At 72.4% G+C, this 24,625-nt stretch carries 19 protein-coding genes; 14 read left to right on the top strand and 5 right to left on the bottom strand.

Features of this window, described 5'->3' with window-relative positions:
• Positions 1-77 precede the first annotated feature (77 nt).
• Positions 78-1,169: a sugar phosphate nucleotidyltransferase gene (locus ACH4RG_RS22580; protein WP_397925969.1), complete on the top strand. Its 1,092-nt coding sequence runs from the start codon at positions 78-80 to the stop codon at positions 1,167-1,169.
• Positions 1,170-1,250: 81 nt separating this feature from the next.
• Complete coding sequence (locus ACH4RG_RS22575) at positions 1,251-2,258, top strand: DNA-3-methyladenine glycosylase family protein (protein WP_397925971.1); 1,008 nt, start codon at positions 1,251-1,253, stop codon at positions 2,256-2,258.
• Positions 2,259-2,354: 96 nt separating this feature from the next.
• Here the strand turns inward: ACH4RG_RS22575 and ACH4RG_RS22570 are convergent, their stop codons facing one another.
• From ACH4RG_RS22570 to ACH4RG_RS22560, 3 genes are all read right to left on the bottom strand, one after another.
• Entirely contained in the window at positions 2,355-3,713 is a 1,359-nt protein-coding gene (locus tag ACH4RG_RS22570) for a coenzyme F420-0:L-glutamate ligase (protein WP_397926001.1), read from the bottom strand.
• Between the two features lie 62 nt (positions 3,714-3,775).
• Positions 3,776-4,732, bottom strand: a complete 957-nt coding sequence (gene cofD, locus ACH4RG_RS22565; protein ID WP_397925973.1) for a 2-phospho-L-lactate transferase — start codon at positions 4,730-4,732, stop codon at positions 3,776-3,778.
• A 13-nt stretch (positions 4,733-4,745) separates the two neighbouring features.
• Positions 4,746-5,246 (bottom strand): cysteine dioxygenase, encoded by a 501-nt coding sequence (locus ACH4RG_RS22560; RefSeq protein ID WP_397925975.1) that lies wholly within the window; start codon positions 5,244-5,246, stop codon positions 4,746-4,748.
• Between the two features lie 708 nt (positions 5,247-5,954).
• Between ACH4RG_RS22560 and ACH4RG_RS22555 the strand changes: the two genes are divergently transcribed.
• The 3 genes from ACH4RG_RS22555 (at position 5,955) to ACH4RG_RS22545 (ending at position 12,215) form a co-directional block, all read left to right on the top strand.
• The gene (locus ACH4RG_RS22555; protein ID WP_003968728.1) at positions 5,955-6,218 is read left to right on the top strand and encodes a WhiB family transcriptional regulator; all 264 of its coding nucleotides are present in this window, start codon (positions 5,955-5,957) and stop codon (positions 6,216-6,218) included.
• 541 nt (positions 6,219-6,759) lie between these two features.
• Positions 6,760-10,680 carry a glycosyltransferase gene (locus ACH4RG_RS22550; protein WP_398540278.1) on the top strand — a complete coding sequence of 1,307 codons (3,921 nt, stop codon included), beginning with the start codon at positions 6,760-6,762 and terminating at the stop codon, positions 10,678-10,680.
• Entirely contained in the window at positions 10,677-12,215 is a 1,539-nt protein-coding gene (locus tag ACH4RG_RS22545) for a DUF5719 family protein (RefSeq protein ID WP_398540044.1), read from the top strand. Before ACH4RG_RS22550 ends, ACH4RG_RS22545 begins: the two co-directional genes overlap by 4 nt.
• Positions 12,216-12,282: 67 nt before the next feature.
• Here the strand turns inward: ACH4RG_RS22545 and ACH4RG_RS22540 are convergent, their stop codons facing one another.
• Positions 12,283-12,711, bottom strand: a complete 429-nt coding sequence (locus ACH4RG_RS22540) for a metallopeptidase family protein (RefSeq protein WP_020679279.1) — start codon at positions 12,709-12,711, stop codon at positions 12,283-12,285.
• Positions 12,712-13,005: 294 nt separating this feature from the next.
• Here ACH4RG_RS22540 and ACH4RG_RS22535 point away from each other — a divergent pair, with 294 nt between their 5' ends.
• The 8 genes from ACH4RG_RS22535 (at position 13,006) to ACH4RG_RS22500 (ending at position 21,985) form a co-directional block, all read left to right on the top strand.
• Positions 13,006-13,440 carry a DUF3499 domain-containing protein gene (locus ACH4RG_RS22535; RefSeq protein WP_397925981.1) on the top strand — a complete coding sequence of 145 codons (435 nt, stop codon included), beginning with the start codon at positions 13,006-13,008 and terminating at the stop codon, positions 13,438-13,440.
• Between the two features lie 69 nt (positions 13,441-13,509).
• Positions 13,510-14,880 carry a phosphomannomutase/phosphoglucomutase gene (locus tag ACH4RG_RS22530; protein ID WP_398540043.1) on the top strand — a complete coding sequence of 457 codons (1,371 nt, stop codon included), beginning with the start codon at positions 13,510-13,512 and terminating at the stop codon, positions 14,878-14,880.
• 424 nt (positions 14,881-15,304) lie between these two features.
• Entirely contained in the window at positions 15,305-15,487 is a 183-nt protein-coding gene (locus tag ACH4RG_RS22525; protein ID WP_003968734.1) for a Trm112 family protein, read from the top strand.
• Positions 15,488-15,664: 177 nt separating this feature from the next.
• On the top strand, positions 15,665-16,801 hold the full coding sequence (locus tag ACH4RG_RS22520) for an SIS domain-containing protein (RefSeq protein ID WP_397928201.1): 1,137 nt from the start codon (positions 15,665-15,667) through the stop codon (positions 16,799-16,801).
• Between the two features lie 335 nt (positions 16,802-17,136).
• Entirely contained in the window at positions 17,137-18,312 is a 1,176-nt protein-coding gene (gene manA / locus ACH4RG_RS22515; protein ID WP_398540042.1) for a mannose-6-phosphate isomerase, class I, read from the top strand.
• A gap of 87 nt (positions 18,313-18,399) precedes the next feature.
• Entirely contained in the window at positions 18,400-19,410 is a 1,011-nt protein-coding gene (locus tag ACH4RG_RS22510) for a cation diffusion facilitator family transporter (RefSeq protein ID WP_397925989.1), read from the top strand.
• Between the two features lie 279 nt (positions 19,411-19,689).
• Positions 19,690-21,147: an adenosylhomocysteinase gene (gene ahcY, locus ACH4RG_RS22505; protein ID WP_397925991.1), complete on the top strand. Its 1,458-nt coding sequence runs from the start codon at positions 19,690-19,692 to the stop codon at positions 21,145-21,147.
• A 169-nt stretch (positions 21,148-21,316) separates the two neighbouring features.
• Positions 21,317-21,985 carry a hypothetical protein gene (locus ACH4RG_RS22500; protein ID WP_397925993.1) on the top strand — a complete coding sequence of 223 codons (669 nt, stop codon included), beginning with the start codon at positions 21,317-21,319 and terminating at the stop codon, positions 21,983-21,985.
• On the opposite strand, the gene ACH4RG_RS22495 is transcribed toward ACH4RG_RS22500, so the two are convergent.
• Complete coding sequence (locus ACH4RG_RS22495; RefSeq protein WP_398540041.1) at positions 21,982-22,953, bottom strand: RDD family protein; 972 nt, start codon at positions 22,951-22,953, stop codon at positions 21,982-21,984. The two genes, ACH4RG_RS22500 and ACH4RG_RS22495, sit on opposite strands and share 4 nt — an antisense overlap.
• 119 nt (positions 22,954-23,072) lie before the next feature.
• Here ACH4RG_RS22495 and ACH4RG_RS22490 point away from each other — a divergent pair, with 119 nt between their 5' ends.
• Positions 23,073-24,080, top strand: a complete 1,008-nt coding sequence (locus tag ACH4RG_RS22490; RefSeq protein ID WP_397925997.1) for a stage II sporulation protein M — start codon at positions 23,073-23,075, stop codon at positions 24,078-24,080.
• Positions 24,081-24,625: the final 545 nt, after the last annotated feature.

Below are 24,625 nucleotides of genomic sequence, written 5' to 3'. Positions count from 1 at the left end.
GGGGCGTTTCCGACCGGTCTGCTTAGACTGGCCAGCCACAACCAGGCCAGGCCCCAGCAGGAAGCAGAGACGGTGCTGTGACAGAGGCAAAAGAAGCGATCCTCCTGGTCGGTGGCAAAGGCACCCGGCTGCGCCCGCTCACGGTGCACACCCCGAAGCCGATGGTTCCGGCGGCGGGGGTCCCCTTCCTCACCCACCAACTGGCGCGGGCCAGGGCGGCCGGGGTGGAGCACATCGTGCTCGCCACGTCCTACCTGGCGGAGGTCTTCGAACCGCACTTCGGCGACGGTTCCTCGCTCGGCCTGCACATCGAGTACGTCACCGAGCAGGAACCGCTCGGCACCGGCGGAGCCATCCGCAACGTCGCGCCGAAGTTGTTCTCGGGGCCCGACGAACCGGTCCTGATCTTCAACGGCGACATCCTGACCGGGCTCGACATCCGGGCCCTGGTCACCTCGCACACCGTCTCCGGGGCGGATGTCTCCCTCCACCTGACCCGGGTCGAGGACCCGCGCGCCTTCGGCCTCGTGCCGACCGACGCGACGGGCCGGGTCTCGGCGTTCCTGGAGAAGCCGCAGACGCCGGAAGAGATCGTCACCGACCAGATCAACGCCGGGGCGTACATCTTCCGGCGCTCGGTCATCGACTCCATCCCGGCCGGCCGTCCCGTCTCCGTCGAACGCGAGACCTTCCCCGGACTGCTCGCCGCCGGCGCCCACCTCCAGGGCATGGTCGACTCGACGTACTGGCTGGACCTCGGCACCCCGGGCGCGTTCGTCCGCGGCTCCGCCGACCTCGTCCTCGGCCGCGCCCCGTCCCCGGCGGTCCCCGGCCGCTGCGGCGACCGCCTGGTCCTGCCGACCGCCTCCGTGGCCCCGGACGCCAAGCTCACCGGCGGCACGGTGGTCGGCGCCGGCGCGGTGATCGGCGCGGGCGCGAGAATAGACGGCTCGACGATCCTGGCCGACGCGGTCGTGGAAGCGGGCGCGGTCATCACGGACTCCCTGGTCGGGGCCGGCGCCCGGATCGGCGACCGTACGGTGCTGGTGGGCGCGGTGATCGGCGACGGGGCGCAGGTGGGCGCGGACAACGAACTGCGCGACGGGATCAGGATCTGGTGCGGCGCGGTCCTGCCGGACGCCTCGGTCCGCTTCTCCTCGGACCAGTAGCCCCGTGCCAGTAGCCCCGTACCCGTACCCTCGAAGGGACGCCCCCTCCGCACCGAGAACACCAGGAACACCGAGGCCCCCGTGGCAGGACGATTCGCCCCCCGCACCGCGCGTGCGGCGCTGCCGCACCAGGCTGCCGCCCCGGCGCGTCCGACGGCTTCGCCCTCGCACGACGGACCGCCGCTGACCCGGGAGTGGACCCCGCCCGGCCGGCTGGACCTCCGTCTCGTCCTCGGCCCCCTGCGCCGGGGCCCGGCGGACCCCACGTTCCGGATGGTCGCGGACGGCACGTTCTGGCGGGCCACCCGCACGCCCGAGGGCCCCGGCACCCTGCGCCTCGCGGCGCGCGGCGACCGGATCGAGGCGGCGGCCTGGGGCCCCGGCGCGGACTGGCTGCTGGAGGGGCTCCCCGCACTCCTGGGAGCGGACGACGACCCGGACGCCTTCGCCCCCCGCCACCGCCTGCTGGCCCTGACCCGCCACCGGCGCCCGGGCCTGCGACTCCTCCGCACGGGCCTGGTCATGGAATCGCTGATCCCGTCCATCCTGGAGCAGAAGGTCACGACGGACGAGGCGTACCGCGCCTGGCGCCACCTGGTCCGCCGCTTCGGCACCCCTGCGCCCGGCCCCACCGCGGAGCTGGGCCTGCACGTCATGCCGGACCCACGGGGCTGGGCGCTGATCCCGTCCTGGGAATGGCACAGGGCGAACGTCGACGCCAAGCGGTCGTCGACGATCCTGCGCGCGGTCCGCGTGGCCCGCCGACTGGAGGAGGCCGCGACGATGAACCTCCCCGAGGCACTGACCCGCCTGGAACTGATCCCCGGCATCGGCCCCTGGACCTCGGCCGAGACCCTCCAGCGCTCGAACGGCGCACCGGACGCGGTCACGGTCGGCGACCTGCACCTCCCGGGCATCGTGGGCCACGCCCTGGCGGACAACCGCGACGCGGACGACGAGGAGATGCTGTCCCTGCTGACCCCGTACGAGGGCCAGCGCCACCGAGCGACCCGCCTGATCCTGCTCTCGGGCCACACCCCGAAACGCCGGTCCCCGAGGATGACCCCGGGCGACATCACCCACCTGTAGCCGTTTCCGGGGTGTGGCATCTCCAGCCCCTCCGGCGTTCGAGGAGCGGGGACCGGGGCGGAGCCCCGAACGCAGCCCGTCCGGCGCTCGAGGACCTCACCGCACGGTGAGAAACGCCTCCGCGTCCCGAACGCCCCGCTCCCGGGGCGCCCCCGCCGGATGCCCCACAGCCACCGCCCCCAACGGATCCCAGGACGACGGCAGCGACAACACCTCCCGCACCACGGACCGGCAGAACATCGTCGAGGACACCCACGCCGACCCCAGCCGCTCACCCGCCAGCGCCACCAGGAAGTTCTGCACGCCCGCGCCCGCCGCGACGACGAACATCTCGCGCTCCGCGGTGTCGCGCCGCTCGTCCCCGTACGTGTGCGAGCCGTCCATCACCAGGCACGGCACCGCCAGATACGGCGCGTCGCGCAGCACATCCCCACGCCGTACCCGCTTGGCGATCGACTCCTCGCTCCTGCCGTCGCGCCGCAGGTCCTCGATCCACGCGTCCCGCATCGCGTCGAGCAACCGGGTCCGCGACGCGGCGGACTCCAGCAGCACGAACCGCCACGGCGTCGTGTGATGAGGGGCGGGCGCGGTCACCGCGGCGGCCACCGCCCGCCGCACGGCCCCCGGGTCCACGGGCTCGTCGGTGAACTCGCGCACCGTACGCCGCAGTGTCACCGCTTCACGGACCGCCTCCGACGTCCCGAGGCGGAACATGTCGTCGGCCGCACTCCGTACGAGCGCACGCGCGCCGGGGGAGTCCTCGCCGTCGGGGGGCACCACGTGCCGCAGCCCCCGTACCACGGCGACCGGCAGCCCCTCCGCCTTGCCCTTGACCAGGTCCCCGGCCGCGGCCAGCTCGTCCGCCGTGGCCACCACCGTGGCGCTGAGCGGATTGCCGTACGCGTCCGTCCCGCCGCGCAGATCGTCCAGCACCCGCACTCCGGCGGCCCCGATCGCGACATCGGTCAGCCCGTTGCGCCAGGGCCGCCCGAAGGTGTCCGTGACGACGACGCCGACCTCCACGCCGAGGGCGTCCCGCAGCCCGTCCCGGATGGCCCGGGCGGAGACGTCGGCGTCCTCGGGCAGCAGCAGCACGGTCCCGGCCGGCGTGTTCGAGGCGTCGACCCCGGCGGCGGCCATGACCAGACCCTGCCGGTTCTCCACGATCCGCAGCGGCCCGCGCCGGGCCACGACCCGTACGGTCTCGGCGTCTATGGCGGCCTCGCGGTCGGCGGCCCGGACGATCCTGCCCTCGGCCTTGGAAACGATCTTCGAGGTGACGAGCAGGATGTCCCCGTCGACCAGGCCGGGCTCGGCCGCGGCGATCAGCCTGGCGAGATCGTCACCGGCGCGCACCTCGGGAATCCCGCCCAACGCCCAGACCCGGAAAGAGGGCGCACCCGAAGCCGCGACACCACCGTCACCGGACGTAGCGCCACCACCGCCGCGAGCCACAGCCCCACCGCCGCCGGAGGAGGCCACGACACCACCGCCGCCGGAGCCACCAGGAGAACCGCTCACGCCCGGACCTCCTCGGCCAGCTCCAGCGCCTGCCGGGCCATCGCCGCGGTCGTGTCCACGTCCGTCATCATCAGCGGCACCGCCCGGCAGCGGATCCCCGCCGCCTCGACCTCCCCGACCGCACCCGCGTCCACCGTGTCCACCAGCCAGCCGTCCAGCAGCCCCGAACCGTAATGCTGGGCCACCGCGGCGGCGGTCGACTCGACGCCCACCGCGGCGAGCACCTTGTCTGCCATCCCGCGCACGGGCGCGTCCCCGACGATGGGGGAGAGGCCGACGACCGGCACCCCGGCCTCGGCGATGGCCTCCCGGATCCCGGGCACGGCGAGGATCGTGCCGATCGACACCACCGGATTCGACGGCGGGAAGACGATGACATCGGCCGAACCGATGGCCTCCAGCACCCCCGGGGCCGGCTTGGCCTGCTCCGCGCCGACCGGCACGATCGCCCGCGCCTCGACGGAGGCGCGCAGCTTCACCCAGTACTCCTGGAAGTGGATCGCCTTGCTCTCGCCGTCCGTCTCGACGGCGACATGCGTCTCGACCCGGTCGTCGGACATGGGGAGCAGCCGCACGCCCGGCTGCCACCGGGCGCAGAGCGCCTCGGTGACCGCGCTCAGCGGATAGCCCGCGCCCAGCATCTGCGTACGGACGATGTGGGTCGCGAAGTCGCGGTCGCCGAGCCCGAACCACCCGGGGCCCACGCCGTACGCCGCGAGCTCCTCCTTGACCTGGAAGGTCTCGTCGGTCCGCCCCCAGCCCTGCTCCTCGTTGATGCCACCGCCGAGCGTGTACATCACGGTGTCGAGGTCGGGACAGACCTTCAGCCCGAACAGATGGATGTCATCACCCGTGTTGCCGATCACCGTGATGTCCGCGTCGGGCGCGGCCTGCTTGAGGCCGCGAAGGAAGCGGGCACCGCCGATGCCACCGGCCAGAACAACAATGCGCATGCGGAGCAGTTTGTCAGGCGGGTACGGCGCCCACGGTCGTCGGGGCGCTCTGCGTGGCGTGCATCGGCATCTCGGTCAGGCCCGGGTAGTAGATGTGCAGACTCACGGCCGGTTCGAGCGAGTCGTTGACCACTTCGTGGACGTACCCCGGGGCGAAGGCACGCTGCGCGCCCGCGCCGAGAGCTCGCGTCCCGCGCTCGGTGTGCTCGGTCAACTCGCCTTCCAGGACCGTCAGTACGCCGGCGGAGAGGCCGTGGTCGTGACGCCCGCTGCCCTGTCCGGGCACCCAGCTGAGCAGCCACACCTCGTAGCCGGGGCCCTGGTGCAGGCGGTGGTACCAGCGGGAGGCGGAGTCGTACTGGACGATTCCGGCCCACCGGGCGCGGTCGCCCGCGATGGAGCGTGCGAGTCCGACGAACTCGGAGACGGTGGAGGGGTGCTCGCGGGCGGGCTGCAGGAGGTGCTGGACCTCGAGGATGTCGCCGGCGATCTGAAGGTCGCTGTCGCTGTTCATGGCTGCGGTGGTTCCTCGGCATGGGGGTACGCGAGCGGGGAGCGCGGTGAGCGTCGGCGGCCCGGAAACGAGCCGCGGGAAGTGCGAGGTGCGGGGAGGAGCGGGAGGAGACGAAGAATGACGCTCGACCGGAGAGGGCTGGATCAGAGCTGGAGCGCTAGGGCATCAACAGCTGTGACAGCTGGAACAGCAACAGCGGGCCTGGACAGCGCTACGGAACCCACGGAGGTGGGTGACGCGCATGGCTGTGGTCGCTGGCATGGGACCAAGGAGACCGGCTCGGCCGTCCGCTGTCAACCCAATGCCCGAAATGGGGGCAATGTTTCACCCCTTCCGGTTGCCGGGTTTGGAGAAAGGTTTATGCGCGCCTGAGCGGGGACATGTGGCGCATCATCCGCGCTCCCAAACGCGACTGACGCTCCGTGACCTGACTGTGATCTTGATCGCTTCGGTGATCAAATCGCAACACGAGGGCGCCTTCGCTCGTCTCTCACGGGAGAGGGTGTGGAGTTGTGGGGCCAGTGGCATATGTCAGGTTTTTGCTGATTTCAACACTTTCTGCGTACGCTTGGTTCCGCAGAGTGAATCCCTGGGCCAATAGCAGATCCTCGCTTGACTGGCCCGGAGCTACACACTTGTAATTTCACTCGTGTCGTTCAGTCGCAAACGGCTGCATCACGGGACGCAAGAGACAGACGAGGGGCGCACATGACCGAGCTGTTCCAGCAACTGCTGGTCGAGGACGCGGACGAGGAACTCGGCTGGCAGGAGCGCGCACTGTGCGCCCAGACCGATCCCGAGTCCTTCTTTCCCGAAAAGGGCGGATCCACCCGCGAGGCCAAGAAGGTCTGCCTCGCCTGTGAGGTGCGTTCGGAATGCCTTGAGTACGCCCTCTCCAACGACGAACGCTTCGGAATCTGGGGCGGGCTCTCCGAGCGGGAACGACGACGCCTCAAGAAGGCCGCCATCTGACGTCTGCCCGAGGCAGGCCCCGCCACAGGACGCGTCGGCCACCGACCACCGCACCCGGACCAGCCCCGGGCGGACCCGAGCACCCCCACCAGACCGGGCGCACCCCGGCACCCCCACGAGGCACCCGGCGCACCCCGGACCACCTACCGGCCGCCGACCGCCCCCTCGCGAGCCGCAGAGCGACCCGCACCCCAACCGCACGCCCCCGCACACTCCACCCCCATCCCACCCCCCATCCCCCACCTCCCCCCTTCCCGCGCTTCCGGCCGAGGCCGCCCCCTGCCCGGCAGGCTTCCGGTCCGGCAGGCCCGAGTCCGTTCCCCCCCGACGGCCCGTCCACCGACCCCTTCCCCGGGGCTCGGCAGGCGGGCCGTCGGCACGTCCGCGCCCGGCCCCTTCACCCGCTCCGACCCCCGCCACCTGTCCGTACCGTTAGTGTGGGGCCCCGTCCGAGACGCGCCAACGCCCCGACGGCGCGCGCGTGTACACCGATGCAGCCCCCGGGGACGCCCCCGGACCCGGCCGGAGGGCCCGTACCTCGATGTCCGTGCACAGCCACTCGGCGGCGCCGAACGCGGCCGCCGCCGCCCCAGAGTTCCCCCGGCACGTCGTCACCGCCGTGCTCGTCTCCCACGACGGCGCCCGCTGGCTGCCCGACGTGCTGGCCGGGCTGCTCGGGCAGGAACGCCCCGTACAGAACGTCGTCGCCGCCGACACCGGCAGTGCCGACGACTCGGCCCGGTTGGTCACCGAGGCGCTCGGCGACGAACGCGTCCTGCACCTCGCACGCCGCACGAGCTTCGGCACCGCCGTCGACGAGGCGGCCCGCACGGCGGGAATCCTGACCCCGGACGACCTGCCGTACCTCAAGCGCCCCAGCGGCTGGGACCCGGCCGGCCGGACCTGGGTCGACGAGAACTACGACCTCCCCGAACTGCCGCACGGCGAACCGGTCCAGTGGCTCTGGCTGCTGCACGACGACTGCGCGCCCGAGCCGGACGCGCTCGCCGAGATGCTGCGCGTCGTCGACACCGACCAGCACGCCACGATCGTCGGACCCAAGCTGCGCGGCTGGTACGACCGCAAGCAACTCCTCGAGGTCGGCGTCTCCATCGCCAACAGCGGACGCCGCTGGACGGGCCTGGACCGCCGCGAGCAGGACCAGGGCCAGCACGACCAGGTCCGTACCGTCCTGTCCGTCTCCTCCGCCGGCATGCTCATCCGCCGCGACGTCTACGAGGAGCTCGGCGGCTTCGACCGCAGACTCCCCCTGATGCGCGACGACGTCGACCTGTGCTGGCGCGCCCACCTGGCGGGCCATCGGGTCCTCGTCGCCCCGGACGCCGTCCTGCGGCACGCCGAGGCCTCCGCCCGCGAACGCCGCCCCATCGACTGCGCCGGCCGCTCGGTCGCCAGCCCGCACCGCGTCGACAAGGCGGGCGCGGCCTACACGATGCTCGTCAACGCCCGCGGCAAGGCCCTGCCCTGGGTCCTGCTCCGGCTCGTCGTCGGCACCCTGCTCCGTACCCTCGCCTACCTCGTCGGCAAGGTGCCCGGTCAGGCCCTCGACGAGGTCACCGGACTGCTCGGCACCCTCCTGCGCCCCGGCCGCATCCTCGCCGCCCGCCGCGACCGCGGCAAGGGCGCCGTCGACGCCGCCGAGCTGCGCGCACTGTTCCCGCCGCCGGGCGCGACCGTCCGGGCCACCGTCGACCAGGTCGCGGGCAACTTCGGCGGCCGTAGCGACGCCGACTCCGGCGGTTCACGGCACGGAGCCGTCGAATCCGGGCCCGGCGGCGACGACGCCGACTTCCTCGAAGTCGACCAGTTCGCCCGCCTCAAGCGCATCGGCCGCAAACCGGGACCCATCCTCTTCGCGCTGCTCCTGATCGTCTCCCTCATCGCCGGCCGCAACCTCCTCAGCGGCGGCGCACTGGCGGGCGGCGCCCTGCTGCCCGCCCCGGCCGAGTTCGGTGCGCTCTGGGGGAGTTACGCGGACGCCTGGCACACCGTCGGCACCGGCGGCACCCAGACCGCCCCGCCCTACCTCGCGCTGCTCGCCGCCCTCTCGGCCCTCTTCCTCGGCTCGACCGGCCTCGCCATCAGCGTGCTGCTGGTCTGCTCGATCCCGCTGGCCGGGCTCACCGCCTACTTCGCCTCCCGCCCGCTGCTCCCCTCCCGGCTGCTGCGGGCCTGGGCGAGCGTCGCGTACGCCTTCCTGCCCGCCGCGACCGGCGCCCTGGCCACCGGCCGCCTCGGCACCGCCGTCCTCCTCGTCCTGCTCCCGCTGACCGCCCGCGCGGGCGTCGCCGCCCACGGCCTGCGCGTGGACAGCGCGGCGGGGGAGCGCGGCAGCTGGCGCGCCACCTGGGCGTACACGCTGCTGCTGACCGTCATGATGGCGTTCACCCCGATCGTCTGGCCGCTCGCCGCGGTCCTCGGCATCGGCGTCCTCGTACTGCGGCGGCGCGACATCACGGCGTACGGCCTCCGCTTCGTCGCCGCCGTCGGCACCCCGGTACTGGTCCTCGCCCCCTGGTCGCTCACCCTCCTGACGGACCCGTCCGCGCTCCTGACCGAAGCGGGCCTGGACCTCGGTACGGGAACGGCGTCGGGCCTCGACCTGCTCGGCATCAGCCCCGGCGGCCCCGGGGCGACGGGCGGCTTCCTGCTCCTCGGCATCGTGCTGGCGGCGCTCGCCGCGCTGCTGCGCGGGGAGCGGCACTTCGCCGTCCGCACCGCCTGGGCGGTCACGCTCGTCGGCTTCCTCTTCGCCGCCGTCGCCAACGGGTCCACCTGGGCCGGACCCGCCACCCTCGTCTACGGCGCCGCCCTGATCGCCGCCGCCCTGGTGGGCGCGGACGGGGCCCGTATCCGGGTCGCCGAACAGAGCTTCGGCTGGCGTCAGCCCGTCGCCGTCCTGATCGCGCTGGCCGCCGGGCTGGCCCCGGTCCTGGCCGCGTTCGGCTGGATGATCGGCGGCGCCGACGGACCCCTGGAGCGGCGCGACCCCGTCCAGGTGCCCGCCTTCGTGGCGGAGGAGAGCACCACCCGCGACCAGCCCCGCACCCTCGTCCTCGGCGGCAGCTCGCCCGGTTCCGTGGAGTACAGCCTGGTCCGCGGCTCGGGCGCCCGCCTCGGCGACGGCGAACTCACCGAGGCGGGCGGCAGCAACAGCCACCTCGACAAGGTCGTCGCCAACCTCGTCGCCGGCTCCGGCGCCGACCAGGGCGGCCAGCTCGGCGGCTTCGCGATCCGCTACGTCCTCGTCCGGGACGGAGCACCGCGCGAGATGAGCCGGGTCCTCGACTCGACGCCCGGGCTCAGCCGCCTCAGCCAGCTCGACGGCAGCGCCCTGTGGCGGGTGGACCGCCAGGTCGCCCGCGTCATGATCACCCCGGCCTCCGGCGAGGGCGAGCACCTTCCGGTCGGCTCGGCCGCCGTCGAGGCCCACTCCGAGATCCCGTCCGGCGAAGAGGGACGGGTGCTGCGGATCGCGGACGCCGCCGACCCGGGCTGGACGGCGACCCTGGACGGCAAGCCGCTGCCCCGCAAGACCGTCGACGGCTGGGCCCAGGGCTTCGAACTGCCTGCGGAGGGCGGCCGTCTGGACCTCACCCACGACGCCCCCATCACGCACACCGCGTGGATCTGGGCGCAAGCCGGACTCCTCCTGGTCCTGGTGGTCATGGCCCTGCCCGGCCGCCGTCGGGAGATCGACGACGACCTGCCCGAGGAGGCGGCGCCCGCCGTCGCCGCCGAGCCGGTCGACGGAGAGGGCCGCCGCGCCCGCAGGCTGCGCGCCGCGGCCCGGGCCGAGGCGGCGGCCGCCGCCGAGGAGGCCGGGGCGCCCGGGGAATCCGGGGCCGGTGTCCACCCCGACGACCGCGACCCGTCGCGAGTCCCGCACCCGGCAGCGGACCCGGGGGAGTACATCCCCGCGCAGCAGTCCGCCGACCCGTATGCCGCGAAGCCCCCGGCGCACGACCCGCAGGAAGCCAACGGCGGCTACGCGGCGGTCCCGCAACAGCAGCAGTACGGCGAGTACGCGCAGTGGGACGGTCAGCAGCAGCCGGGCGCCGACTACTACGCGACGTACCAGCCGGACCCGTACGCCCAGCAACAGCAACAGCAACAGCAACAGGGCGCCGGCTACCAGGGTCACGAGGCCCAGGACCCCTACACACAGCAGTACGGCGAGCAGGGCGCGTACGGCGGGCAGGCCGCGTACAACGACCAGGGCTCCTACAACGACCAGGGCGCGTACAACAACGACCCCAGCGCGTACGACGAGTACGGGCAGTACGTCGGCGGGCAGTACCAGCAGCAGCCCTACCCCGACCCGGCCCAGCAGCCCCGGCCCGACCGGCATCCCGCCGAGAACGGCGAACAGACCGACCCCCCGGCCCCGGGCCAGGCCCCGTGGCAGACCGGTAACGCATCGCGAGGCGATTCCGAGTGAAGTCCACCCACCTGTCCCTGATCGCGGGCGCCACCGTCCTGGCCGCCATCACCGGATTCGCCACGGTCACCGCGCCCGGAGCCCCGGCGGAGACCGTGACGAAGTCCGCCGCGCTGCTGCCGGTCGAGCGCTCCAGCCTGGTCTGCCCGGCGCCCAGCGACTCCGACCTCGCGGAGACGCGGTACACCGCGTTCACCCCGGCGGGCAAGGGCGGCGACGCCAAGGGCACCGCCGAGCTGAAGCCGGCCCTGCCGGTCGTGGACGACGAGGACGAGACCGACCCGAAGAAGGTCAAGAAGGCCGAGGACGCGGCGAAGAAGGCGAAGGAGAAGGCCGACAAGCCCGTCCTCGCCGTGAAGGAGCCCGGAAAGCCGGTCGTCGCCGAGGCTGACGGCTCCGACGCCCCGGCCCTCGTCGGCACGGCCACCGGCAGGCTGGCCCCCGGCTGGTCCGCCCAGCAGACCACGGAGGTCACCGTGGGCGGTGCCCGCGGGCTCCTCGGCGTCACCTGCACCGCTCCCGACACGGACTTCTGGTTCCCGGGCGCGAGCACCGCGAAGTCCCGCCAGGACTACCTCCACCTCACCAACCCCGAGGACTCCGCCGCCGTCGCCGACATCGAGCTGTACGGCCCCGAGGGCGCGCTCAAGTCCGAGGTCGGCGACGGCATCACCGTGCCGGCCCGCTCCAGCGTCGCCGTTCTGCTGTCCACCCTCACCGACGAGGCCGTCGACCACCTGACCGCCCACGTCACCACCCGCTCGGGCCGGGTCGGGGCGGTCGTCCTGAGCGCCGACGACAAGACGGGCAGCGACTGGATCACCGCGTCCGACGACCCCGCCGGCACACTCGTGCTGCCCGGCATCCCGGCCGACGCCACCTCCGTACACCTGGTGGCGTTCGCACCCGGCGAGGACGACGCCGACGTCAAGGTCCAGCTCCTGGGGAAGAACGCGGCGTTCTCCCCGGCCGGGAACGCCACCCTGCACATCAAGTCCTCGATGACGGCGGCCGTCGACCTCAAGGACGTCACCCGGGGCGAACCGGGTTCCCTGCGGCTGAGTCCCGTCCAGAAGAACCGGGCGACCCCGATCGTGGCCGCACTGCGCGTGGTCCGCGGCAAGGGCGACAAGCAGGAGATCGCCTACATCCCGGCCACCGGGCCGGTCGGCGCACGGGCGAGCGTCCCGGACAACCGGGCCAAGGGCTCCACGCTGTCCCTGACCGCGCCGGGCGCCACCGCCGAGGTGAAGGTCACCGCGTCGGCGGGCAGCGACGGAGGCGAACCGGTCGTGGAGACGCACACGGTCAAGGCCGGCACGACCCTCGCCGTCACCCCGAAGGTCCCGGAAGGTCTCAAGGGCGCCTACGCGCTGACCGTCGAGACGACCTCGGGCGGCCCGGTCCACGCGTCGCGCACCCTGGCGCGCACCGAGGACGGCGTCCAGATGTTCACCGTGCAGACGCTCCCCGACGACGGGGGCACGGTCGAGGTCCCGTCGGCCCGCCAGGACCTCTCGGTCCTGGACGACTGAGGGCGAGCGACCTCCGACAGCCGAGCCGCCCCCCTGGCCCGAGCCCCCCGGGGCCGGCTCCCGGGGGCTAGTCCTGCCCGTACCGGGGGTCGACCGACTCGGGCGCCAGCCCCAGCAGCTCGGCGACCTGCTCGACGACGACCTCGTGGACGAGCAGGGCGCGCTCGTCGCGGCTCTTGGTGCGGATCTCGACGGGCCGACGGTAGACGACGATCTGCGCGGGCCGCCCCTTGCCGGCGGAGACCGCGCTGCCGAGCGGAACGGTCTCCTCCGGGGTGTCGGGCACATCGAGGACGACGAAGTCGACCTCGGCCAGCTGCGGCCAGCGCCGCTCCAGCCGCTCCACCGAGTCCTGGACCAGATCACGGAAGGTCTCGCCCCGGCTGGCCGACAGCGGTACCTGCGGTGGCGCCACCGGCCCGCGCATACCGCGGCCATGCCGGTCGCGGCGCCGGGGCCGCGGCTCGAACGGGCGGGGAGGTACGGAACTGTCCATCACCGACGCAGCGTAACGCTCCGGGGGCCGGGTGATCGGCGCGCCGACGCGGCTGACCGGACCTTCCGGAGAGGGGGTCGTCCCGATTCCGGATGTCCGCAGTTGAACATTTCGGCCAAGGTTGAGCCCTTTTCAGGCCCGTGATCCGATCATCGACCCTGAGCCCGACGCCGCGATCCACCCCCGCCCGCGACCGGCGCGACCGCGGTGCGATCGCCGGGCCCCGCCCCGACGCAGGTCAGGGCAGTCGCCGGGACCGCCGCGGTGCCGCAGGTCACCGGGCGACACGGTGGGGTGACCCGAGGGGGGAGTCGTCGCAGCCCGCTCAAGAGTGCGGTACCGTCCAACATCGTGAGCCCTGTACGTCGCTGTTCGCGCACCGCGTGCGGCCGCCCTGCCGTCGCGACACTGACGTACGTCTATGCCGATTCGACTGCGGTCCTCGGCCCGCTCGCCACCTACGCCGAGCCCCACTGTTACGACCTCTGCGCCGAACACAGTGAGCGGCTTACCGCGCCACGGGGCTGGGAAGTGGTGCGGCTCTCCGACGGCTCCGCACCGGCGCACCCCAGCGGCGACGACCTCGAAGCACTGGCCAACGCGGTCCGCGAAGCGGCCCGCCCGCACGACCGGGGTCCGGACGGCGGGGGCCGGGGACCACGCGCCGCCGACCCGGTGGAAGTGGCCCGCCGAGGCCACCTGAGAGTGCTGCGCTCACCGGACTCCTGAGGCCGACTCCTGAGGCTCTGCCCGGCCGGGTAGTTTGGGCGGTCCGCAAAGACCCCAGGAGGACCGGCCGTGGTTGCTGATCTGTCGCAGCTCGTCAAGGCGTACGACGTGCGCGGAGTGGTCCCCGACCAGTGGGACGCATCGCTGGCCGAACTCTTCGGATCCGCGTTCGTCCAGGTCACGGCCGCCGACGCGATCGTGATCGGCCACGACATGCGCCCCACGTCGCCGGGGCTCGCCGACGCGTTCGCCCGGGGTGCGGCGGCCCGGGGGGCGGACGTCACGCTCATCGGCCTCTGCTCGACGGACCAGCTGTACTACGCGTCGGGGGCCCTCGGCCTCCCCGGGGCGATGTTCACGGCCTCGCACAACCCGGCCCGGTACAACGGCATCAAGATGTGCCGGGCGGGCGCCGCCCCGGTCGGCCAGGACACCGGGCTCGCCGAGATCCGCACCCTGGTCGAGCAGTGGTCGGAGGGCGCCCCCCAGCCGGCGGCCGCCACCGCCCCCGGCACGATCACCGAGCGCGACACCCTCACCGACTACGCCGCCCACCTCCTCGGCCTGGTCGACCTCAAGGCGATCCGCCCCCTCAAGGTCGTGGTCGACGCGGGCAACGGCATGGGGGGCCACACGGTCCCCACGGTCTTCGCAGGCCTCCCGCTCGACCTCGTACCCCTGTACTTCGAGCTGGACGGCAGCTTCCCCAACCACGAGGCCAACCCCCTCGACCCCAAGAACATCGTCGACCTCCAGGCCCGCGTCCTCGCCGAGGGCGCCGACCTCGGTCTCGCCTTCGACGGCGACGCGGACCGCTGCTTCGTGGTCGACGAGCGGGGCGCGGGCGTCTCCCCCTCCGCGATCACTGCCCTGGTCGCCGCCCGTGAGCTGGCCCGCAACGGCGGCGAGGGCATCGTCATCCACAACCTGATCACCTCCTGGTCCGTCCCCGAGGTGGTCCGCGAGCACGGCGGCACCCCGGTCCGCACCCGCGTCGGCCACTCCTTCATCAAGGCGGAGATGGCGAAGCACGGCGCGATCTTCGGCGGCGAGCACTCGGCGCACTACTACTTCCGCGACTTCTGGAACGCCGATACGGGCATGCTCGCCGCCCTCCACGTACTCGCCGCACTCGGCGGCCAGCAGAAGCCGCTGTCCGAACTGGTCGCGGAGTACGACCGGTACAGCGGCTCCGGCGAGATCAACTCCACCGTCGCCGACCAGGCCGCCAGCCTGGCCGCGGTCAGAAAGGTCTACGGCGCCCGCGACGGCATCACCTTCGACGACCTGGACGGCCTCACGGTCACGGCCGCCGACTGGTGGTTCAACCTCCGCGCCTCGAACACGGAACCGCTGCTGCGCCTGAACGTCGAGGCGAGGGGCGAGGAGATGATGGCGGCGGTACGCGACGAGGTCCTGAATCTGATCCGCAAAGCCTGAACCAGCCAGAATCCGCTCCGGCCCCGCTCGCCACCTCGGCGTCTGCCCCCCGCGCCAACCTGGCCCGGCCGAACCCGGCTTGGCCGGACCCGGGCCTGCCCCAACCTGGACCGGCCCGCCCCGCCCTCTTGCTCGTTCGCCCCCTTCCCTCGTCGGCCCCGCTCTTTCCAGCCCCTCCGGCGTTTGAGGAGCGGGGTCCGGGGCGGAGCCCCGGTTACGGGAAGGGGCGGGGCGGGGAGAAGCGCGCCGCAGGCGTCCACCCCCGCCACACGCACGCGCACGGCACCCCCACCCGCACGGCAGCCACCTTCTCCCATCCCCCGTTTCATCCCCCGGCCAGGCCGCGCCCCCTCCACCCCAGCGGTAGGCTGGCGACGCCTGATCCACGCGGATCGGGACTCGCATGCTCGAAGGGACTCACCCCATGGCGCTCGAAGCCGGCCTCCTGGAGATCCTGGCCTGCCCGGCCTGCCACTCCCCGCTCGACGACCGTTCGGCGGCCGACAGCCCCGAGCTGGTCTGCACGGGCGACGACTGCGGCCTGGCCTACCCGGTCCGGGACGGCATCCCGGTCCTTCTCGTCGACGAGGCGCGCCGCCCCGCCTGACCGCGAGCGACACGCGTACGGGCAGGACGAAAGGGACGGCCCCGGCAGCGCACGACAGGCGGCCGGCCACCGGCCGGCGCCACCGTTCCCCACCGCGCCCGCCCGGAGGCCACGCCACCGCGCCCGTACCCGTAACCGCAGCCCGCACCCCGCCCGGTGATCGGAGGCCCCACCGCCATGCTCGACGAGTCCTTGCTCGACGCCCCGGAAGCCCTGGCCCGAGCCGACCGCCGCGATCTGCTGCGCGGCGCCGCCGAGGCCGGCGCCCGGGTCCGCACCGCCGCCCGGCACGCCGCCGAGGCCGGTATCGGTGGCCTGAACCCGGAGGGCCGGCCGCGGGCCGTCCTCGTCGCGGGCCCCGGCACCGCCGCATCCGGGGTCGCCGACCTGATCGGCGCACTGGCGGGCGCGGCCGCCCCCGTCGTACGCATCCACCCCACGGGTGTGGCCCCCGCCCCCGGCGCCCTCCGCTGGGCGCTGCCCGGCTGGGCCGGATCCGTGGACCTGCTCCTCATCGCGACCGCCGACGGTTCCGAACCGGGTCTCGCCCTGCTCGCCGAGCAGGCCTACCGCCGCGGCTGCACCGTCGTCGCCGTCGCCCCCACCCGCTCACCGCTGCGCGAGGCGGTCGACGGAGTGCACGGCCTCGTCGTCCCGATGGCCGCCGCCCCGTACGGCGAGTACGACGCGGAGACCTCCGCCGCCGGCCCCGGCACCCTGTGGGCCCTGCTCACCCCCCTGCTGGCCCTCCTGGACCGGGTCGGCCTGGTGACCGCGCCCCCCGAGGACCTGCAGAAGGTGGCGGACCGTCTGGACCGCACCGCGGAACGCTGCGGCCCGGCCATTGCCACGTACAGCAACCCGGCCAAGACACTCGCCGCCGAGCTCGCCGACAGCCTGCCGCTGCTGTGGACGGAGGGCGACGCCGCGGGCCCGGTGGGACGCCGCTTCGCCGCCGTACTGTCCGAGCTCGCCGGCCGTCCCGCCCTGACCGCGGAACTGCCCGAGGCGCTGCCCTCGCACGGCACGCTCCTCACCGGGGACTTCGCGGCGGGCGCGGACCCCGACGACTTCTTCCGCGACCGGGTCGACGAGGGCGAGACGCTGAGGGCCCGGGTCGTCCTGCTCCGGGACCGCCCGACGGGAGGCCTCAGCGCCTATCCGGCGGCCCGGGAGCTGGCACTCGGCCACGACACTCCCGTGAGCGAGCTGGAGCCGGAGGAGGGCAGCACGCTGGAGGCCGTGGCCGAACTGCTCGCGATCACCGACTTCGCAGCGGTCTACCTGTCACTGGCCTCGGCCTCCCAGCCCTGACAGAGACGCCCGGCCACCGGACACCACGTACAAGGACCGCGGCCCCCCAAGGAACTCCTGCACCCCAGGGACCCCCAGGGACCCCCAGGGACCCCCAGGGACCCCCAGGGACCCCCAGGGACCCCCAGGGACCCCCAGGGACCCCCAGGGACCCCCAGGGGCCCCAGGGGCCCCAGGGACCCCTGGGACCTCAGGGACCCAGGAAGTCCAGGAAGCCCCCTCAGCCCTCCAGGACCGTGTCACCCCCCGGCCACCCCCACGACCCCAGGACCTCACGTAACACTGATACCCCTGGTGCCACACTCACCCGCCCCGCCCCACCCGAGGACGACTCCATGGACCGGCTGTCCAACACCGTGCGCCCCTACGCCTGGGGATCCACCACGGCCATTCCCGCCCTGCTCGGCATCGCCCCCACCGGCGAACCGCAGGCCGAGATGTGGATGGGAGCCCACCCCGGAGCACCCTCGCGCATCACCCGTACCACCGCGTCCGGTAAGACGGAGCTGGCCCTCACCGAGGCCATCGACGCGGACCCTGAGGGGGAGCTCGGCGCGCCGACGGTCACCCGGTTCGGCCCCCGCCTCCCCTTCCTTCTGAAACTCCTCGCCGCCGGCGCCCCCCTCTCCCTCCAGGTCCACCCGAACCTGGAGCAGGCCCGCGAGGGCTACGCCCACGAAGAGGCCCGGGGCGTCCCGATCGACGCCCCGCACCGCATGTACAAGGACGCGAACCACAAGCCCGAACTCATCTGCGCCCTCACCCCCTTCGACGGGCTGTGCGGCTTCCGCGGCCCCACCGAGGCGGCTGACGCGATGGAGGCGCTGGGAGTCGACTCCCTCAAGCCGTACGTGGACCTCCTCCGCGCCCACCCCGAGGAAGCGGCCCTCCGCGAGGTGCTCACGGCGATCCTCGGCGCGGAGCCGGCGGAGATGGCCGAGACCGTGGCGGAGACGGCGGCCGCCGCCGAACGCCTCGGCGGCGCCCACGCCCCGTACGCCCGCATCGCCCACCACTTCCCCGGCGACCCCGGGGTTCTGGCCGCGATGCTGCTGAACTACGTGCGACTCCAGCCCGGGGAAGCCCTGTTCCTCGACGCGGGCGTCCCGCACGCCTATCTCGACGGCCTCGGCGTCGAGATCATGGCCAACTCGGACAACGTTCTGCGCTGCGGCCTGACCCCCAAGCACATCGACGTCCCCGAACTCCTGCGGGTCGTCCGGTTCGAGGCCACCGAGCCCGGCGTGCTGCGCCCGGAGGCGGCCCCGTCGGGCGAGGAGCTCTACGAGACCCCCGCCGACGAGTTCGCCCTCTCCCGCTACACCCTCGCCCCAGGGGCGGCCCCCACCGAACTGACCGCCCCCGCGCCCCAGATCCTGCTCTGCGCGGCGGGCTCGGTCACCGTCGGCGAACTCGCCCTCGCACCGGGGGAGTCCGCGTACGTTCCGGCCGGCGAGACCGTCGAGGCGGCGGGACCGGGAACACTCTTCCGGGCCACCGTGGCGGCCTGACCCACGGACCGTCCCGGCGGCTGCAACAATGTGCCGCCTCACAGCGGCGGCACCTGCCGCGCACTGACGAAGGGACATCACGCACTCATGAGCGCGTCAGGCGGAACCAAGGCGATCGTGGCGGCACTCGTCGCCAACCTCTCGATCGCCGTGGCCAAATTCGTAGCGTTCCTCTTCAGTGGTTCGTCGTCGATGCTCGCGGAGAGCGTCCACTCGCTCGCCGACTCGGGCAACCAGGGACTCCTGCTGCTCGGCGGCAAGAAGGCGAAACGCGAAGCCACCCCCCAGCACCCCTTCGGCTACGGGCGCGAGCGCTACATCTACGCGTTCCTCGTCTCCATCGTCCTCTTCTCGGTCGGTGGCATGTTCGCGGTCTACGAGGGCTACGAGAAGATCAAGCACCCGCACGAGATCGAGGCCTGGTACTGGCCGGTCGGGGTCCTGGTCTTCGCGATCATCGCGGAGATCTTCTCCTTCCGCACGGCGATCCGTGAGTCCAACCAGACGCGCGGCGACCGCTCCTGGACCGAATTCGTCCGCCATTCCAAGGCGCCCGAGCTCCCGGTCGTCCTCCTGGAGGACCTCGGCGCGCTCGTCGGCCTGATCCTGGCGCTCGCGGGCGTCGGCCTCGCCCTCGGCACCGGCAACGGCGTCTGGGACGGCATCGGCACCCTCTGCATCGGCATCCTGCTGATCCTCATCGCGATCGTCCTGGCCGTCGAGACGAAGTCCCTCCTGCTCGGCGAGTCCGCCGGCGTCGAGGACGTCGAGAGGATCAAGGCGGCCGTGGTGGACGGCGAGACCGTCACTCGCATCATCCACATGCGCACCCTCCACCTCGGTCCCGAGGAACTGCTGGTCGCCGCCAAGATCGCGGTCCGGCACGACGAGACCGCGACCGAGGTCGCGGACGCCATCGACGCCGCCGAGAACCGCATCCGGGCGGCGTGCCCGATCGCCCGGGTGATCTACCTGGAGCCGGACATCTACAACGCGCAGGCCGCGGCGACCGGAACCGACCCGGGCGAGGCCGCCGAGGCCCCGGAAACGGGACCCGCCACAGGCGAGGGCCCGGCCTCGAAGGATTCCGGCCACTGACCCAGCGCGCATCGGCCCCGATCGGCCCGGTGACCCCTCACACACGTCCTTCTCCACGAACGGGCTGGGGCTCACTGGGCCGTTCGGTGTAGATTCGGATACGGATAACAGACGTCGCTGCTGATGGCGGTCGACCGGCTGGCGGAAGCGAGCCGGGCGAGGGACAGAGGGCCTCCGACGGACTGCACTGCGAACCCCCGGGCATTCGTGTGCCCGTCGCGCCGCAGAGTCAGCCCCGAGAAAAGCCCACCCTCGACCCATCACGAGGAGCAGCCCGTTATGACGACGGCAACCAACCGCCAGGACTTCAAGGTCGCCGACCTCTCCCTCGCCCCCTTCGGGCGCAAGGAGATCACGCTCGCCGAGCACGAGATGCCCGGTCTGATGTCGATCCGCAGGGAGTTCGCCGCCGCTCAGCCGTTGGCCGGCGCCCGGATCACCGGTTCCCTGCACATGACCGTGCAGACCGCCGTGCTCATCGAGACCCTCGTCGCCCTGGGCGCCGAGGTCCGCTGGGCCTCCTGCAACATCTTCTCCACCCAGGACCACGCCGCCGCGGCCATCGCGGTGGGCCCGAACGGCACTCCGGAAGCCCCTGCGGGCGTCCCGGTCTTCGCCTGGAAGGGCGAGACGCTGGAAGAGTACTGGTGGTGCACGGAGCAGGCGCTGACCTGGCCGAACACCCCGACCGGCGGCCCGAACATGATCCTGGACGACGGCGGTGACGCCACCCTCCTCGTCCACAAGGGTGTGGAGTTCGAGAAGGCCGGCGCCGCCCCGGACCCGTCGACGGCGGACAGCGAGGAGTTCGCCCACATCCTCACCCTGCTGAACCGCACGCTCGGCGAGACCCCGCAGAAGTGGACCCAGCTCGCGTCCGAGATCCGCGGTGTCACCGAGGAGACGACGACGGGTGTGCACCGCCTGTACGAGATGCACCGTGACGGTTCCCTCCTGTTCCCCGCGATCAACGTGAACGACGCGGTGACCAAGTCGAAGTTCGACAACAAGTACGGCTGCCGCCACTCCCTCATCGACGGCATCAACCGCGCCACCGACGTCCTGATCGGCGGCAAGACCGCCGTCGTCTTCGGCTACGGAGACGTGGGCAAGGGCTGCGCGGAGTCCCTGCGCGGCCAGGGCGCCCGGGTGATCATCACGGAGATCGACCCGATCTGCGCGCTGCAGGCGGCCATGGACGGCTACCAGGTAGCCACGCTGGACGACGTCGTGGAGCAGGCGGACATCTTCGTCACCACGACGGGCAACAAGGACATCATCATGGCCAAGGACATGGCCCGGATGAAGCACCAGGCGATCGTCGGGAACATCGGCCACTTCGACAACGAGATCGACATGGCCGGCCTCGCGAAGATCGACGGCATCGTCAAGGACGAGGTCAAGCCCCAGGTCCACACCTGGACGTTCCCCGACGGCAAGGTCCTCATCGTCTTGTCCGAGGGTCGCCTCCTCAACCTGGGCAACGCGACCGGGCACCCGTCCTTCGTGATGTCCAACAGCTTCGCCGACCAGACCCTCGCGCAGATCGAGCTCTTCACGAAGCCCGAGGAATACCCGACCGACGTGTACGTGCTGCCCAAGCACCTGGACGAGAAGGTCGCCCGACTCCACCTCGACGCCCTGGGCGTCAGGCTCACGACGCTGCGCCCCGAGCAGGCGGCGTACATCGGCGTCCAGGTGGAAGGGCCGTACAAGCCCGACCACTACCGCTACTGACCCCTCCGCGGTAGCTGGTCCACCCTCGGCGTTCGGGAGACCGGCCCCCCGAACGCCGAGCGGCGACACAGCCCGCAGCAGCAGCTCCGAGCGCAGGCCCCCGCACCCCCGTGCCGGGGGCCTGCTCCCGTTACCGCCCCCGCACGACCCGAGGAACCCGAAGGACCCCATGCCCCGCGGCAGGTATTCGCTCCACGACCTCCACGATCACACCCCCCTCGGCGAAGAACACTTCCACTGCGCCCCCGGCCCCTCCGGCTGGCGCTACGTCTCCCGGACCACATCCCCCACCGGAGACCACCTCGGCTCCGTCGACCTCGCCCTGGACGAGATGGGCCGGCCCATCAGGCTCGAACTCCATGCCGCGAGCTGGCAGGTGCGAGGAGCCGCCCTGCAAGGGGTGACCTGGGTCCGGACCGACCCGACCGGCAGCCACGCCACCGAAGGCAACGTCCGCGCCCACACCTTCGCCGGCACATCCCCCGCGTTCCTCATCGCCATGACCCGTCTCCTTCGCCTCACCCCCGCTTCCCCCACGACCCGCGTCCGCGTGGTCACCTTCACGGACCCGGTGCTCGCGCCCAGGACCGTCGACCAGTCCTGGGCGCTGGTGAACAGTGAAGCGCACACCACTGACAACGGCCCCCTGATCGTGGACGAATACCAGGTCAGCGCCCTGGATACCGGGGAGCAGCACACCATCCACATCGCCGGCGACGTGGTCCTCGCGGCACCCGGCGTCGAGCTCGAACACCTGGAGACGCCCCCGTCACCCCGCGTCTCCGGCACCCCGGGCGCCCAGGTCCCGCCGCCCGGTTCCGGGCCGGACACCGCCTAGCCGGGCGGGGCGAACCCGCCCGAGGGAGCACTCCCGCGTCGCTGCTCGAGACCACCGGCGGCACCGCCCCCCGCCCCGGAACCGGCCCCGGCAGACACGGGCCCCCCGAAACTCCCGCCGGCCCCGCCAGGCGCACCCACCCCGGCAGGCCCGGTGAGCCCGGGCGCCACAGGCCCGGACGGTACGGGCGCGAACGGCGCCGGCCCCTCGGCGCGAGGCCCGGCGAACACGCGCCGCGCGTCCCGGGACTGCCGCTCATGGACCACCGCGGCCAGGAACGCGGCCGCGGGAACACCCTGGGGCGCGGCGGCTCCCGTCAGGGCGACCAGTTCACCGGCCAGCCGCTCCGCGAGGGAACGCCCCACACCGGGATCCAGCTGCCGCATCCGCGTGAGGTACTGCCGTATCCCGAGCCAGAGTTCGTCGGGTACGGCCGACAGATCCAGCTGCGCGAACCGGCCGACGAGCCAGGGCGGGGGAGGCGGTACGGCGACGGACCGGCCCGTGGCCGCGACCCGCTCCCGAATCACCAGCGTCCCTGCGAACACGTCACCGATCCGGCGCCCCCGTGCCGACACCAGGGAAGCGATGGAGGCCAGGGCACCGAAGGTCATGAGGATCTCGACGAGCCCCATGGCCCCCCGCACGAGCGCGTGCCGGAACCGGATCGGCCCACCGTCGTCCCGCACCACCCGCAGCCCGCAGGCGAGCTTTCCCAGGGACCGACCATGACTCAGCGTCTCCACCGCGACCGGCCCACCGATCAGGACCAGCAGGAAAGAGGCGACCCCGATCGCCGCGACCGCTGCCTCGTCCAACGAGGCGGAAGCGATGCCCAGAAGAATGGATATCAGGATGAAGACGACGAACGTCACCGCCAGATCGATCGCCGAGGCCAGCGCCCGGCTCGGCAGCCGTGCGGTCCTCACCCCCAGAACGACCGCATCCCCGGTAACCAGCTCACTCATCGGGCCCCACCCTTCGCCGACCTTCTCTGCCCCAGCCGGGCACAGTCTGCCAAGCTGACCGCCAGCGCGCCGCAGTAGTACGAACCCGTACGCACCCATGCCTGGAGCAGCACACGCCCATGGACCTCGACGTCTTCGTCACCGCCCACCGCACGGAGTGGGACCGCCTGGAACACCTCCTGCGCCGCGGGCGCCGCCTCACCGGCGCGGAAGCGGACGAACTCGTCGTCCTCTACCAGCGCACGGCGACCCATCTCTCGCTGGTCCAGTCGAGCAGTCCCGATCCCCTCCTCACCGGACGTCTCACCCAGCTCGTGGCCCGTGCCCGTTCGACGGTGACCGGCACCCGCAAGGCGTCCTGGCGGGACGCGGCCCGGTTCCTCACCGCGGGATTCCCCGCCGCGGTCTATCGCTCGCGCCACTGGTGGATTCCCACAGCGGTGCTCTCGACGTTGGTGGCGGCTCTGCTGGGCTGGTGGATCGGCACCCACCCCGAGGTTCAGGCCGCGATCGCCGCGCCGGAGGACCTCCGTGCGATGACCCGACCGGGCGGGGAGTACGAGACCTACTACTCCAGCCACCCGGCGGCGTCGTTCGCGGCACAGGTATGGACGAACAACGCCCAGGCCGCGGCCCTGTGCCTGATCCTGGGGGCGTTCCTCGGCATACCGGTGATCTGGATCCTCTTCCTCAACATGCTCAACCTCGGCGTCGGCCTGGGCCTCATGTCCTCCGCGGGCCGTCTCGACGTCTTCCTCGGCCTGGTGCTTCCCCACGGCCTGCTCGAACTGACCGCGGTGTTCGTCGCCGCCGGCACCGGGCTACGCCTCGGCTGGACCGTGATCGACCCCGGCCCCCTGTCACGCCGCGCCGCCCTGGCCCAGCAGGGCCGCGCCGCCCTGGGCATGGCGATCGGCCTGGCCCTGGTCCTGTTCGTCTCCGGACTCATTGAGGGCTTCGTAACTCCGTCCGGTCTCCCGACGTGGGCCCGGATCACCATCGGCATCGCCGCTGAGCTGGCCTTTCTCGGGTACGTCTACCTCCTCGGCGGGCGCGCGGCCCGCGCCGGCGACACAGGCGACCTCGAAGCGGTCGAACGCAGCGCCGAACTTCCCACCGCAGCCTGACAGCCGATGTGCTTTCACCCCTGCTGACCTGCTACTGTCCTCCTCGCCCACAAAACCGTTGACACGGTCGATGTGGGGAGGTAGATTTGAACGGTTGCCTCGGACTGGACAAGTTCGAGTTGAGCGCGTAGTTTCTGTCTCGCTCGTGCAGGAGCGTCTGTTAGCTCCGCCGGGCCAAATGATTCTTCCTTATCGAAACCATCGGGTCGTTCGTTTAGCTCCGTGAGTTTCTGATAAAGTCGGATCCGCCGAAAGGCAAGGCCGCTCCGCGGGCCACCAGAAATTGAATTCGGACCGGAAACGGAACGAAAGAGAGTCTGGTAAAGTCGGACTCGCCGGAAAGGGGAAACGCGAAAGCGGAGAACCTGGAAGGCGAGATGCGAGGCCCGCTTCGACCGGGAATCGGACACGAAAGAGTCTGATAGAGTCGGAAACGCAAGACAGCAGGACAAAGAAGTAAACGAAGGGAAGCGCCCGGAGGGCCCCGGTGAAACGGGACCGAAGGAAGCGTCCGTTCCTTGAGAACTCAACAGCGTGCCAAAAGT

This window comes from Streptomyces sp. NPDC021019 (genome assembly GCF_044333295.1).
GTDB lineage: Bacteria > Actinomycetota > Actinomycetes > Streptomycetales > Streptomycetaceae > Streptomyces.
Note: the sequence above shows the minus strand (reverse complement) of the source record. Positions and strands in the feature narration are given on the sequence as shown.

Bases quoted from the DNA above. Each gene is read 5' to 3' on its own strand.
- cofD (WP_397925973.1), bottom strand. From the start codon at position 4,732: ATGCGCATTGTTGTTCTGGCCGGTGGCATCGGCGGTGCCCGCTTCCTT.
- ACH4RG_RS22560 (WP_397925975.1), bottom strand. From the start codon at position 5,246: ATGAACAGCGACAGCGACCTTCAGATCGCCGGCGACATCCTCGAGGTC.
- ACH4RG_RS22555 (WP_003968728.1), top strand. From the start codon at position 5,955: ATGACCGAGCTGTTCCAGCAACTGCTGGTCGAGGACGCGGACGAGGAA.
- ACH4RG_RS22550 (WP_398540278.1), top strand. From the start codon at position 6,760: ATGTCCGTGCACAGCCACTCGGCGGCGCCGAACGCGGCCGCCGCCGCC.
- ACH4RG_RS22540 (WP_020679279.1), bottom strand. From the start codon at position 12,711: ATGGACAGTTCCGTACCTCCCCGCCCGTTCGAGCCGCGGCCCCGGCGC.
- ACH4RG_RS22525 (WP_003968734.1), top strand. From the start codon at position 15,305: ATGGCGCTCGAAGCCGGCCTCCTGGAGATCCTGGCCTGCCCGGCCTGC.
- ACH4RG_RS22520 (WP_397928201.1), top strand. From the start codon at position 15,665: ATGCTCGACGAGTCCTTGCTCGACGCCCCGGAAGCCCTGGCCCGAGCC.
- manA (WP_398540042.1), top strand. From the start codon at position 17,137: ATGGACCGGCTGTCCAACACCGTGCGCCCCTACGCCTGGGGATCCACC.
- ACH4RG_RS22510 (WP_397925989.1), top strand. From the start codon at position 18,400: ATGAGCGCGTCAGGCGGAACCAAGGCGATCGTGGCGGCACTCGTCGCC.
- ahcY (WP_397925991.1), top strand. From the start codon at position 19,690: ATGACGACGGCAACCAACCGCCAGGACTTCAAGGTCGCCGACCTCTCC.
- ACH4RG_RS22500 (WP_397925993.1), top strand. From the start codon at position 21,317: ATGCCCCGCGGCAGGTATTCGCTCCACGACCTCCACGATCACACCCCC.
- ACH4RG_RS22495 (WP_398540041.1), bottom strand. From the start codon at position 22,953: ATGAGTGAGCTGGTTACCGGGGATGCGGTCGTTCTGGGGGTGAGGACC.
- ACH4RG_RS22490 (WP_397925997.1), top strand. From the start codon at position 23,073: ATGGACCTCGACGTCTTCGTCACCGCCCACCGCACGGAGTGGGACCGC.